General features: G+C 73.3%; 12 protein-coding genes. 7 read left to right on the top strand and 5 right to left on the bottom strand.

Annotated elements, in window-relative coordinates; translation table 11 throughout:
- Positions 1-21: 21 nt before the first annotated feature.
- The 5 genes from IPZ69_RS04715 (at position 22) to IPZ69_RS04735 (ending at position 5,249) form a co-directional block, all read left to right on the top strand.
- Positions 22-1,047, top strand: a complete 1,026-nt coding sequence (locus IPZ69_RS04715; protein WP_235452425.1) for a LacI family DNA-binding transcriptional regulator — start codon at positions 22-24, stop codon at positions 1,045-1,047.
- Between the two features lie 217 nt (positions 1,048-1,264).
- The gene (locus IPZ69_RS04720; RefSeq protein ID WP_235452427.1) at positions 1,265-2,566 is read left to right on the top strand and encodes an alpha/beta fold hydrolase; all 1,302 of its coding nucleotides are present in this window, start codon (positions 1,265-1,267) and stop codon (positions 2,564-2,566) included.
- Positions 2,567-2,694: 128 nt separating this feature from the next.
- Positions 2,695-3,438: a PIG-L deacetylase family protein gene (locus IPZ69_RS04725; RefSeq protein ID WP_235452429.1), complete on the top strand. Its 744-nt coding sequence runs from the start codon at positions 2,695-2,697 to the stop codon at positions 3,436-3,438.
- A gap of 5 nt (positions 3,439-3,443) precedes the next feature.
- Positions 3,444-4,337 carry an RNA polymerase sigma factor SigJ gene (gene sigJ, locus IPZ69_RS04730; RefSeq protein WP_235452431.1) on the top strand — a complete coding sequence of 298 codons (894 nt, stop codon included), beginning with the start codon at positions 3,444-3,446 and terminating at the stop codon, positions 4,335-4,337.
- 81 nt (positions 4,338-4,418) lie between these two features.
- Positions 4,419-5,249, top strand: a complete 831-nt coding sequence (locus IPZ69_RS04735) for a pentapeptide repeat-containing protein (RefSeq protein WP_235452432.1) — start codon at positions 4,419-4,421, stop codon at positions 5,247-5,249.
- On the opposite strand, the gene IPZ69_RS04740 is transcribed toward IPZ69_RS04735, so the two are convergent.
- Entirely contained in the window at positions 5,211-6,770 is a 1,560-nt protein-coding gene (locus IPZ69_RS04740) for a cytochrome P450 (protein ID WP_235452435.1), read from the bottom strand. The genes IPZ69_RS04735 and IPZ69_RS04740 overlap by 39 nt on opposite strands.
- Positions 6,771-6,878: 108 nt before the next feature.
- Here IPZ69_RS04740 and IPZ69_RS04745 point away from each other — a divergent pair, with 108 nt between their 5' ends.
- Positions 6,879-7,484: a TetR/AcrR family transcriptional regulator gene (locus IPZ69_RS04745; protein WP_235452438.1), complete on the top strand. Its 606-nt coding sequence runs from the start codon at positions 6,879-6,881 to the stop codon at positions 7,482-7,484.
- Between the two features lie 100 nt (positions 7,485-7,584).
- Positions 7,585-8,310: a DUF2470 domain-containing protein gene (locus IPZ69_RS04750; RefSeq protein WP_235452439.1), complete on the top strand. Its 726-nt coding sequence runs from the start codon at positions 7,585-7,587 to the stop codon at positions 8,308-8,310.
- On the opposite strand, the gene IPZ69_RS04755 is transcribed toward IPZ69_RS04750, so the two are convergent.
- From IPZ69_RS04755 to IPZ69_RS04770, 4 genes are all read right to left on the bottom strand, one after another.
- Entirely contained in the window at positions 8,278-9,501 is a 1,224-nt protein-coding gene (locus IPZ69_RS04755; protein WP_235452441.1) for a lactonase family protein, read from the bottom strand. The two genes, IPZ69_RS04750 and IPZ69_RS04755, sit on opposite strands and share 33 nt — an antisense overlap.
- Before the next feature lie 127 nt (positions 9,502-9,628).
- Positions 9,629-10,681, bottom strand: coding sequence for a hypothetical protein (locus tag IPZ69_RS04760; RefSeq protein ID WP_235452443.1), 1,053 nt, complete (start codon positions 10,679-10,681; stop codon positions 9,629-9,631).
- Between the two features lie 45 nt (positions 10,682-10,726).
- Positions 10,727-11,980 carry an FUSC family protein gene (locus tag IPZ69_RS04765; RefSeq protein WP_235452447.1) on the bottom strand — a complete coding sequence of 418 codons (1,254 nt, stop codon included), beginning with the start codon at positions 11,978-11,980 and terminating at the stop codon, positions 10,727-10,729.
- Between the two features lie 98 nt (positions 11,981-12,078).
- Positions 12,079-12,573: an FBP domain-containing protein gene (locus IPZ69_RS04770; protein WP_235452449.1), complete on the bottom strand. Its 495-nt coding sequence runs from the start codon at positions 12,571-12,573 to the stop codon at positions 12,079-12,081.
- Positions 12,574-12,749 lie beyond the last annotated feature (176 nt).

A 12,749-nucleotide genomic window follows, 5' to 3' on the forward strand; every position in this document is an offset into this window, starting at 1 on the left:
TCAGCTGGAGGTCTCTGCCCGATGGCCCAGTCGGTGGGTATCAAGGACGTCGCCCGTGCCGCCGGAGTCTCGGTGGGCACCGTGTCGAACGTCATCAACCGTCCGGACTCGGTGGCCTCCGAGACCCGCGCCCGCGTGCAGTCCGCCATCGACCGGCTCGGCTACGTCCGCAGCGAGTCGGCCCGGCAGCTGCGGGCGGGCCGCAGCCGGATCATGGGCCTGCTCGTCCTCGACATGGGCAACCCCTTCTTCGTCGACGTGGCGCGCGGCGCCGAGCGGGCCGCCCGGGAGGCCGGGCTCGGCGTGATGGTCTGCAACAGCGCGCAGAGCGCCGGTGAGGAGGCGGAGTACCTGTCGCTCTTCGCCGAGCAGCGGGTGCGCGGCGTGCTGGTCACCCCGGCCGACGCCACCGGACGCAACATCGAGGCGTTCCGCCGGCACGGCATCCCCTTCGTACTGGTCGACCGCGTCGCCGAGGGCGCCAGCGAGTGCTCGGTCTCCGTCGACGACGTCGCGGGCGGCGCCCTGGCCGTGCGGCACCTGGTGGACGCCGGGCACCGCTCCCTCGCCTATGTGAGCGGTCCGCCCGGCTTCAACCAGGTCCGGGACCGCCGCACCGGCGCGCTGAACGCCCTCGCCGAGGCCGGACTCGGCCCGGACGCCCTGCGCGAGCTGCCCACCGAACGTCTCGACGTGGCCGCGGGTCGGGACGCCGGCGCCCGCCTGCTCGGTCTCGCCGACCGGCCCACCGCCGTCTTCTGCGCCAACGACCTGCTCGCCCTTGGCCTGCTCCAGGCGATGTACGCGGCCGGCGTGAACGTCCCCGAGGACCTCGCCATCGTCGGCTACGACGACATCGAGTTCGCGGCCGCCGCCGCCGTTCCGCTCACCTCCGTACGGCAGCCCGCCGTCACGATGGGCGCCCTCGCCGCCGAGCTGCTGCTGGAGGAGACCGAGGCGCAGAACGGATCGGGGACGCACGAGCACCGGCGGGTGGTGCTCCAGCCGGAGTTGGTGGTCCGCCGCTCCAGCCTCGCCGCGCGTTGACACTCCGCCCGCGCCACTCGCCGGTTCCGCCGTGCGCCTCTTCCGCCGTGCGCCCCTCCAGCCGTCTCTCCCGGCGCGCGCCGATGCGCGCCCCGCGCCCGCCCGGCGGGCCTGCGCTGATCCGGTATTCAGTAAGAATCCATGATCCCGGGTCTCGGACCGCGGACGGACATGTGCTGAACTGGGACGCGACCATCCGTCCGTCCCGGGAGAATCGTTGAGCCTCAGCTACCGCCAGCCCGGCGTCGTCCTCACCGACCGCCACTTCACCGTGCCCCTGGACCACGCCGACCCCGGCGGCGAGACGATCGAGCTGTACGCCCGCGAGGTCGTCGCCGGTGACAAGGCGCACCAGGACCTGCCGTGGCTGGTGTACCTGCAGGGCGGCCCCGGCTACGGGGCGAACCGTTTCATCGGCAGGCAGGCCTGGCTCGACCGCGCCCTGCGGGAGTACCGCGTCCTGCTCCTCGACCAGCGCGGCACCGGCCACTCCACGCCCGCCAACCGGCAGACCCTCGCGCTGCGCGGCGGCCCCGCCGAGCAGGCCGACTACCTCACGCACTTCCGCGCCGACTCGATCGTCCGCGACTGCGAGCTGATCCGCGCCCGGCTGACCGACGGCGCCCCCTGGACCGTTCTCGGCCAGAGCTTCGGCGGCTACTGCACGGTGACCTATCTGTCCCTGGCCCCGGAGGGCCTGAGCACCGCCCTGATCACCGGCGGCCTGCCCTCCCTGGACGCCCACGCCGAGGACATCTACCGCGCCGCCTACCCGCGCATCGAACGCAAGGTCGCCGCGCACTACCTGCGCTACCCGCAGGACGTCGAGCGCGCCCGCCGCGTCGCCGACCACCTCCTGACCCACGACGTGGTCCTGCCGAACGGCTACCGCCTCACCGTCGAGGCCTTCCAGTCCCTCGGCCTCATGCTGGGCTACGGCGACGGCAGCCACCGCCTGCACTACCTCCTGGAGGACGCGTTCGTCCGCACCTCGGCGGGCACGGAGCTGTCCGACGCCTTCCAGGAGGAGGTCCAGGGCCTGCTCTCGCACGCCTCGCGCCCGCTGTTCGCCCTCGTCCACGAGTCGATCTACGGCCAGGACGCCCGCCCCACCGCCTGGGCGGCCGACCGGGTCCGCGCCGAGTTCCCGCAGTTCGACGCGGCTAAGGCCGTCGCGGGCGACGCGCCGGTGCTGTTCACCGGCGAGACCATCCACCCCTGGATGTTCGACTGCGACCCCGCGCTGCGGCCCCTGCGGGAGACCGCCGACCTGCTCGCCGCCCGCACCGACTGGCGGCCCCTGTACGACCCGGCCCGCCTCGCCGCCAACGAGGTCCCGGTGGCCGCGGCCGTCTACCACGACGACATGTACGTCGACACCGCCCACTCGCTGCGGACCGCGCACGCGATCCGGGGCCTGCGCACCTGGGTCACCGACGAGTTCGAGCACGACGGCCTGCGGGCCGGCGCGCCCCGTGTCCTGGACCGTCTGCTGGCGCTCACCCGCGACGAGGTGTGACAGCGCCGAGATGACGCGGTGATGACGCGGGGACGACGCGGGGGAGGGCTCGGGGACGGCGTGGTGACGACGTACCGAGGATGGCGGAAAAGGGATCGCGGCGGGTCGTGGCGGCATAGTCTGCGCCCATGAGCGAGCCGGAGATCAGCGAGCTTCAGCCCATGCCCACCGACTGGCAGCGGGCGCTCGCCGTGGTGGCGCACCCGGACGACCTCGAATACGGGTGCTCCGCCGCGATCGCCGCCTGGACCGACGCCGGCCGCGAGGTCGGCTACGTCCTGGCGACCCGTGGTGAGGCGGGCATAGACACCCTGGAGCCCGCGAAGTGCGGCCCGGTGCGCGAGCGGGAGCAGCGGGCGAGCGCGGCCGTCGTCGGCGTCTCGAAGGTGGAGTTCCTCGACCACCCCGACGGAGTCGTCGAGTACGGCACCGCGCTGCGCCGGGACATCGCCGCCGCGATCCGCCGCCACCGCCCGGAACTGGTCATCACCCTGAACCACCGGGACACCTGGGGCGGGGTCGCCTGGAACACCCCCGACCACGTCGCCGTCGGCCGCGCCACCCTCGACGCGGCGGCGGACGCCGGGAACCGCTGGATCTTCCCCGAACTCACCGAGCAGGGGCTGGAACCCTTCAGCGGCGTCCGCTGGGTGGCGGTCGCCGGCTCCGATACCCCGACCCACGCGGTCGACGCGACGCCCGGTCTGGAGCGCGCGGTGCGCTCCCTCCTCGAACACCGCACCTACATCGAGGCGCTGACCGACGAGGATCCCGAGGCGTACGTCCGCCGCTTCCTGGTCACGCACGCCACGACCGCCGGTGAACGCTTCGGCGGGACGCCCGCGGTGACCTTCGAACTCTTCGGCAGGTAACACCCATGACCAACCCGGACATCCTCGCGGACCGTTTCGAGGAGCACCGCGGACATCTGCGCGCGGTGGCCTACCGCATGCTCGGCTCCCTCGCCGAGGCGGACGACGCCGTGCAGGAGGCCTGGCTGAAGCTGAGCCGTACCGACGCGGACGAGATCCAGAACCTCGGCGGCTGGCTGACCACCGCGGTGGGGCGGGTCTGCCTCGACATGCTGCGCTCGCGCACCGCGCGCCGCGAGGAGCCGATGGACGACACGTTCGTCCCGGACCCGGTGGTCCGGCCCCTGTCGCGGATCGACCCCGAACAGGAGGTCCTCGAAGCCGACTCGGTCGGTCTGGCCCTGCTCGTGGTGCTGGAGACGCTGGAGCCCGCGGAGCGGCTGGCGTTCGTCCTGCACGACCTGTTCGCCGTGCCCTTCGACGACATCGCCCCGATCGTGGAACGCACCTCGGCCGCCACCCGGCAGCTGGCCAGCCGCGCCCGCCGCCGGGTGCAGGGGGCCACCCCGTCCGCCGACCGCGACCTGGGCCGCCAGCGCGAGGTGGTCGACGCCTTCCTGGCCGCCTCCCGTGGCGGCGACTTCGAGGCACTGGTCGCCCTGCTCCACCCGGACGTCGTGCTGCGCGCCGACGCGGGCGCCCTGGTGCGCGGGGCGGCCGCGTCCAAGCTCGTGCACGGGGCCAAGGCGGTGGCCGAACAGGCCGCCATGTTCGCGCAGTTCGCGGGTTCCGCGCGGCTCGTCCTGGTCAACGACTCGATCGGCCTGATCACCGCCCCCGACGACCGGCCCCTGTCGGTCACCGCCGTCACGGTCGCCGACGGAAGGATCACCGGGATGTACATCCTGGCCGACCCCGAGCGCCTGGCCCGCCTCGAACTACCCGCCCTGGAGCACTGACACCGGCCGCTCGTGGGTGGGGTCCCCGTTGAGGTCGCACGGGAAGTCGAGAGGGTTCCGCAGGTCAGTAGGCTGGACGGCATGCCAGATCAGATAGCCGGCCGGCCGGAACTGCGGGGTGACTGCGCGAACTGCTTCGGGCTGTGCTGCGTCGCCCTGCCCTTCGCCGCCTCTGCCGACTTCGCGCTCGACAAGCCCGCCGGAAAGCCCTGCCCCAACCTCCAGGGCGACCACCGCTGCGGCATCCACGCCGAGCTACGGCAGAAAGGGTTCACCGGCTGCACGGTCTACGACTGCTTCGGCGCCGGGCAGAAGGTCTCCCAGGTCATCTTCGAGGGGCGGGACTGGCGCACCGGCTCCGCGGAGCACGCGCGGCGCGTGTTCGAGGTGTTCCCGGTGGTACGACAGCTCCACGAACTGCTCTGGTACCTCACCGAGTCGCTCGGCCTGCCCGCCGCCCGCCCGGTCCACGCAGACCTGCGCGCCGCGGCGGAGAAGACGGAACGGCTCACCCGGCAGACCCCGCAGGAACTGGCCGCGCTGGACGTGGCCGCCCACCGTCAGGAGGTCAACGTCCTTCTGCTGCGCACCAGCGAGCTGGCGCGGGCCGGGGTGCGGGGGAAGAGGAAGGACCGCCGCGGCGCCGATCTCATGGGCGCCCGCCTCCGGGGTGCCGACCTGCGGGGTGTCAGCCTGCGCGGCGCCTATCTCATCGCGGCCGACCTGACCGGGGCGGATCTGCGCGGCGCGGATCTGATCGGCGCCGACCTGCGCGACGCCGACCTCACCGACGCGGACCTGACCGGCGCGTTCTTCCTGACCCAGCCGCAGCTCGCCGCGGCCCGGGGCAGCGACGGCACCCGGCTGCCGGACTCAGTCACCCGCCCCGTGCACTGGGCAGCGCGGCGCTGAGGCGGGGGCGTCCGGCACGGTGACCGGAGCGCCGGAGTCGGCGGCTGCAGCCGGCGTCGGCGCGGTCCGCCGGTCCAGGTGCAGACGCAGCCCCTCCGGCATCAGCGTCAGCCGCTCGGTCACCCGCAACCGGTAACCGGGATCGGCCCGCAGCTCGTAGCGCCGCAGCAGCAGACCCAGCACCAGCGTCGCCTCGTGCAGCGCGAACTGCCGGCCGATGCAGGCCCTGGCCCCCGTACCGAACGGCTTGAAGGTGTGCGGGGCGCGCCCTCGTACGGCCTTGGCGTCGAACCGGTCCGGATCGAACCGCTCGGCGTCCGCGCCCCACACCTCGGGGTCGCGGTGCAGCATCGGCGTCAGCACCAGCGTCCACGCGCCACGCCGCATCGGGTGTTCCCCGGCCAGCACCGTGTCCTGCCGTGCCTCGCGGGCGAAGGCGGGCGCGGTCGGCCACAGCCGCAGCGACTCGTCCAGCACCCGGCGCACATAGCGCAGTTTGGCGACCTGGTCGTAGTCCGGCTCCGGTGTGTCGCCCCAGACCCGGTCCACCTCCGCGCGGGCCCGCGCCGCCGTCTCCGGGTGCTGGGACAGATAGTGCAGCGCGAAGGACAGCGCGCCGGAGGTGGTCTCGTGTCCGGCGACCAGGAAGGTGATCACCTGGCGCCGGACGTTCTCCGGCGACAGCCGCTCCCCGGTCTCGGGATGGGCCGTCTCCAGCATCCGGTCGAGCAGGTCCCCCTCCCCGCCGCCAAAGTGGCGCCGGGCGCGCACGAGGTCGTCGACCGTGCGGTTGAGGTGGGCGATGTCGGCGTCGTTGCGCCGCGAGGCCCGGCGCAGCAGCAGCGGGGCCAGCGGCGCGGGCACGGTGTTGAGGCGCTGCGCGTAGGTGAGGGTGCCCACCATCGCGGTCACGAAGGGATGCAGCCGATCCCGCTCGAACGACCCGAAGTCGTGCCCGAACCCGGTACGGGCGATCGTCTCCAGGGTCAGCTTGGTCATGTCGCCCGGCACGTCCACGGCACGCCCGGCCGCCAGCTGCCGGTCCCAGTGATCGGTCAGCCGCCCGGCCACGGCCAGCATCATCGGGTGGTAGCCGGCCATGGCGTCGCGGCTGAAGGCCGGGGCCAGGACGTCGTGCGCCAGCTGCCAGTTGGGCTCGTGGTTGTACGCCGTGAACAGCCCGTCCCCGGCGACCGGGCGGAGGTTGGCGATCCCGAGACCGACGTGCTTGGCGAACCGGGACTCGTCGGCCAGGTCGGCCGCGAGCCGGGCGCCCCACACGAACACGAACTCGTTCCCGAACGCCTTGCGCCGGAAGACGGGGCCGAGCATGCGGGCGAAGCGCAGCGAGTCCTGCACGGGCGTGCGCCGGTCGACGCCCAGCACGTCGCCGAGCAGGGGGATCCGGTGCGGCGGATGCGGGATGCGGTGCAGTTCGGGCCAGCCCCGCTCGGCGCTGCGGAAGCCCCTGGGCAGCTCGTCGCCGCCGGCCCCCGTGGTCTCCGTCGACGTCTCCGCCATGACGCGATCTCCCTTGATGCACCGGCAGGTCTGAGCGTGTTGTACGTGGGTTCAATAACGCGCTCAGTCTGGTCCCGTTGTTGAACCGGCGTCAAGTAAAGTGCCGACATGGCCGCGAAACCGGGCGAGCGCACCCGCCGCAGACTCAGTACGCAGGAGCGCCGGGAGCAGCTTCTGTCGGTCGGGGCCAAGCTGTTCTCGGAGAGTCCGTACGACGACGTGTGGATCGAGCAGGTGGCCGAGATCGCCGGAGTCTCCCGAGGGCTGCTGTACCACTACTTCCCGACGAAACGGGACTTCTTCGCGGCGGTCGTCGAGCAGGAGAGCGAGCGGATGCTCCGGATGACGGCGGCCGTGCCCGGCGTACCGGTCCGCGAGCAGCTCGCCGCCGGCCTCGACACCTATCTGGCGCACGTCCGCGCCCACGCCCACGGCTATCGCGCCTTCCACCGCGCCGACGCGGCGGGCGACCAGGTCGTGCGCCGCGTCTACCAGCGCGCCCTGGCCACCCAGGAGCAGCAGATCCTGGCCGCCCTGGCCGCGGACCCGGAGTTCGGCCCCGCGCTGGAGAGCCGCCCCGAGGTACGACTCGCGGTCCGGGGCTGGCTGGCCTTCACCACCGCCGTGTGCCTGGAGTGGCTGCGCGACTCGGACCTGACGCTGGAGCAGGTCCGGGATCTGTGCGCGCGGGCCCTGCTGGGAGTGATCTCCTGAGCGGCACGCTCACCCCGCCCCTGACGCGCGACCCGCCCCGTGGTTGGCGCGCACCCCGATCTTCGATAGGTTAGGTGAGGCTTACCTAAGGAGGTTCGGGATGGGTGACAGCCAGGACTGGGCTGCCGTGCCCGGGGTCGCGGAGCGCGCGCGGTCCGTGCTCGCCGCCGCGTGGTCGTGCACGGTGACCGCGGACGGCGGGCGGGAGGAGTTCGTCGGCGCGCACACCGTGACCGACGACGGCCGGGTGCTGCTGCGCGTGCCCGAGGACAGCGCGTTGCTCGCGGCGGCGATCTGCGCGCCACGCGGGGAGCCGTGCGCCGTGCTGGAGTTCGCCGACGTCGCGCCCGTTCCCGTGCGGCAGCGGATCCGCGCCCGGCTCTGGATCGCCGGCTGGTTCGCCGTCGAGGACGGCCTGCTCGCCTTCCGGGCCACCCGTGTCGTGCTGCGTCAGCCCTCCGGCGCCGAGCTCGTCGACCGCGACGAGTTCACCGCCGCCGCATCCGACCCGCTGGCCCTGGCCGAGGCCGGGCTGCTGACCCACCTCGCCGACGCCCACCCGGACGCCGTCGAGCGCCTCACCCGCCTGGTCGACCCCGACAGCCTGCACGCGGTGACCCGCGTCCAGCCCCTGGCGGTGGACCGGCACGGACTGACGCTGCGCATCGAGCGCGCCCGTGCCCACGGCGACGTACGCCTGCCCTTCCACACGCCGGCCGACACCGTCGCGCAGCTCACCGAGCGCATGCACGTCCTGCTGACCCAGGCGAGCGCCGCCGGCTGCCCCCGGGCGCTACAGCGGCAGCGCGCAGACGGCGACCGGTGAGGCGAACGGCTTGCCCGCGAGCCGCAGTTCACCGGTGCCGGCGTCCACCTGGAAGACGCTGACCGTGCCGGAACGCTGGTTCGCCGCGAACAGCAGCCGCCCGTCGGGCGAGAAGGCGATCTGCCGCGGGAAGTCCCCGGCCACCGGCACGGTGTCGAGCAGCCGCAGCCGGGCGCCGTCCGCCTCGACGGCGTAGCGCGTGAGGCTGTTGTGGCCGCGGTTGGCGAGATAGGCGTACGAGCCGTTCGCGGTCACCAGGATCTGGGCCGGGTAACTGGTGCCCGAGCCGGTGCCCGTGGACTGCGGCTCGCCCACCGTCAGCCGGCCCGTCGACGGGGCGTAGGCGCAGACCGCGACCGTGTTGTCGACCTCGTTGGCCAGGTAGGCGTACCGGCCGCCCGGGTGGAAGGTGAGGTGCCGCGGTCCCGCCCCCGGCCGGGTCGCGGCCCGGGCGACCTCGGCGAGCGTGCCCTTCGCCGGGTCGAGGCGGTAGGTGTAGACGGTGTCGGTGCCCAGGTCGACGGCGAGGACGTGACCGGCGTCCGGGCCGGTGACGAACTGATGTGCGTGCGGGCCCTGTTGGCCCGGACCGGGCGGCGGACTGGAGTGCGTGACCAGGTCCGTGCGCTCCCCGAGGGCGCCCGCGGCGTCGATCGGGTGCACGGCCACGCTGCCGGACCCGTAGTTGGCGCTGAGCAGCCAGCGCCCGGTGGGATGGACCGACAGATGGCAGGGGCCGGCGCCGCCGGTGCTCCGGGTGCCGAGGATCCGCCGGTCGGCCAGGCGGACGGCGGTCACCCCGCCGTCCGCGCGCTCGTCCACCGCGTACAGCGTGCGGCCGTCCGGATGCACGGCGAGATACGACGGGTCGGCCACGCCCTTGAGCGTTCCCGCGCCGGTGATCCGGCCCGTCGCCGGGTCGTACGTGGCCAGGCCGATGCCGGTGCCACCGCCCTCGGCGGAGGTGTACGTGCCCAGGTAGAGAGGGCGGGGACGGGAGGCCCCGGTCGGGGCCTGGGTCTTCGCGGCCGCCTCGGGCCGGGGCTCGCGCCGACGCCCGGCCGGTGGTTCCGGTTCGCCGAGCGGCGCCGCCGGGGCCGGCACCGTCAGCAGGGCGACGGTTCCGGCCAGGGCTCCGACGAAGCGGCGCCTGCTCACACCGCCGCGCCCCGCGTCCGTACCACTGTCCATGCCCGCACCTCAGGTCGTCGGCTGCCTCGGTTCGTGACAGCCACCATGACGTGGACCCACCGATGGAGGCAAGAACGGCAATGAGCGTTGCGCAGAGCGCAATCGGCGGGGCGCGGGCCGGCCGGGTCTACCAGTCACCGTCCTCGACCGGCTTGCCCGGGGCGTCCTTCAGCGGCTTCACCTGCCCGGGAGAGGGTTCCTGCCAGGGTTCCAGGTCGTCCCCGAGCCAGTCGCCGACCGGCTTGACCGCCCCGAGGGTGTCGGTGGGGGCCAGGTCCTCGGCGTCCTGGTCGTAGTAGTCGTACCAGGGCAGACCCGCCCGGGTGTACGCCGCCCGGTCCACCGGCGACGGCGGCGGCTCCTCGCCCGTGATGCGCCGCCACTCCGGAGGCGTCACCAGGTGCACGAACACCCGCCCGGCCGGCTCCTCGGCCCAGTCCTTCAGCCGCCGGTCGTCGCGGTAGACCTCCTGGCGCATCGAACCGCCGACGCCGAGCCCCATCGCCGCGGACATCGCCCGCCGCGCCGGGGCCGCGGGCATCGGGGCCGCTCCCGGAGCCATGGGCGCCGCCGCCGGGGCCATGGCCGGGAGCGCGGCCCCGAACCCCCCGGCCGACCGCGTCCGCTCCCGCTGGGCCTCCTGCTCCCGGCGCCAGGCGGCCAGCGGCTCGTCGCGCAGCGGGAACGACTGGAGCTGTACGCCGCCCCACACCTCCTCGCCCGTGACCTGCCCCTCCACCGTGGCGCCCAGCCCCAGCGGCACGGCCACGAACTGGCGGACCGTGCCCTTGCCCGAGTTGATGCCGTCGAGCCAGGGCTGCCGGGGCAGTACGACGTAGTTCTGCGGCTTGTGGGACAGCCGGCCGGTCCAGCGCTTGCCGGAGACCGCGCACACCTTGCCCACCCCGACCTGTAGGGCGGCCGGTTCCGTGGTGCCCGCGAAGCTCAGCCACATCGCCTCGCGCAGATACACCGGCAGCAGCACGCCGCCGCGCGCCCGCCACTCGTCGGGGACGGTGTCCGGGTAGTCCGCCACCCGCCGGACCGGGAACTCGCCCAGACCCGGCGGCAGCGCGTGCGTGCCCGTCTCGGGCAGCCGCAGCGTGCGCACGAACCGCACCACCACCCCGCCCGGCAGTCGCAGCGTGTTCCCGTCGATCCGTACGGCCGTGTCGGTCATCCGCCCGCTCCCTTCCGTCCCGGGGCCGTGCCTACCGGTCCCCCCTCACAGAGAACGCCCGTCGGTACCGGGGCGGTTCCGGCGCAGCCGTTCCGGTACGCCGAGACGCTCGCGCAGCCGGCTCAGGCGCGGCAGCTTGGCGCGCTGCTCGCCCGAGACCCGGTCCAGTTCCTCCAGCAGGCGACGCGAGCGGTGTTCGGTGTCGAGCTCGTCGAGGATCCGGTTCACCTCGGTGACGACGGCGCCGTACAGCTGCCAGTGCCGGGCGTCGCGCTCGACCTCGTCGCGCAGCACCAGCGCCAGCTTGTCGCGGGTGCCGGCGGCCGTGTGCAGCTCGGCGGTGAGCCGGGCCTCGGCGGACTCGGCGCTGAGGCTGAGGTCGGTGGTCACCAGCACCGCGAAGCTGACCACGGCGTCGGCGATCTGGGACAGCAACTCCTCGACGACGGCGCCCGCCTCCGGCGGGAAGAGCGGGTCGGGGTCGCGGGCCTTGGCCAGGTCGGTGAAGGAGCGGGCCAGCACCCGCAGGACGACCGTGCAGATCTCCAGCGTGTCCAGCCCGGTCCGCAGCACCACCCGGTGCAGCAGGCCCTCCTTCACGCGCGGGTTGAGCCGCAGGCTGTCCTCGGCCTGCCGCAGGGCCGCGTCCACCTCGACGATGTCGTGGTCGAGCCGGCGCGCCTCGTGCAGCCGCGCCGCCGCCTGCTGCCACGGGATGCGGCCCGCGGCCTCCTCACCCATGCGCAGCATCAACTGCCGTACCCGGCGGGCCAGCCCCTCGATCGACTCACCGGCCTCGTCCACCCACACCGGGGGAGGCAGCAGCACGTTGCAGGCCAGGCCGACCACCGCGCCGATCAGCGTCTCCACCACCCGGGCCCAGGCCGTGTTGCCGACCGTGGTGACCCCGAGCACCAGCATGGCGCTGATGGCCACCTCGGGTACGTACTCGTCGACGCGCACCAGGTGCCCCACGGCCAGCGAGGCCACGATCAGCAGCGCGAGGCTCCACCAGGTCAGCCCCACCAGCAGGCTGAACGCGATGGCGACCAGGACCCCGGCCACCACCGAGTTCACCCGGCGGATGCCGTTGGTGAGCGTCGCGTACAGCGTGACCTGGACGACCAGCAGGGCGGTCAGGGGCGCGGTCAGCGGCGCGGGTTCCGGACTCAGGCGCAGCGCGAGGACGTAGGCGATCGTCGCCGCGGTGGCCGACCGCAGCGTCTGGACGACGATCGGGTCTCGATAGCGCTTCAGGAACCGCGCGGGCACCGTGGCCCACTTTCGTACGTCTGGCATCCCTTGGCCTGTTCCCATTCCTCGGACGGGTCGAACGTACCTTCATTGAGGACGGGCTGTGTCCGCAAGAGGGATGCCTTTCGGACACGCCGGTGCCGTCAGACGTACAGCTTGTCCAGGAACGCGGCCAGATTGCCCGCCGTCCGGGCTATCTGCTCCTCGGTCGTGAGGCTCTCCTCGAAGCGCATGCCGGACTGGGGCACCTTCCTGCCTCGTACATAGAGGGAGCAGGCCAGGTCGGTACACATGTACAGGCCGACCGAGTTGCCCTCGCGGCCGGCCGCGCCGGCCTTGCGGGCGGTCATCAGCGAGACGCCGCCGCCGGGGTGGGTCGTCAGGCACACCGAGCACATGCTGCGGTGCAGAAAGCCCCGCTGGGAGGACGGGAAGCGCAGCGACACACCGACCGGCCGGCCCTCCCGCTCGGTGACCAGATAGCTTCGGTCAGGAGCGCCGGGATCTCGCCAGCCGAGGAAGTCCAGGTCGTCCCACGGGCGTTCGGCGAGGTCGCGGGGGACCGCCAGGCGCTTGGCCTCACCCTTGGAACAGTTGACGAACGAGTCGCGGACGGCCGGCTCGGTGAGTGGTCTCATGGGGTGTCACGTCTTTCCGGGAGTCGAAAAACCTAGGGGGGCTAGCTAATTGCCTACTGGCTTTTTGTCCAGCGTAGAGAGCCTCAGGGAAGCGCTCCACCTGTTTTCCGGGTGCCCCGCGGGGCCGTGCGGGCCGCCGTCGCTTAGCTCATAACGTGAACTAAGGGTTGGAGGAA

It is taken from the genome of Streptomyces olivochromogenes, from assembly GCF_021538895.1.
Classification (GTDB): Bacteria; Actinomycetota; Actinomycetes; order Streptomycetales; family Streptomycetaceae; genus Streptomyces; species Streptomyces olivochromogenes_A.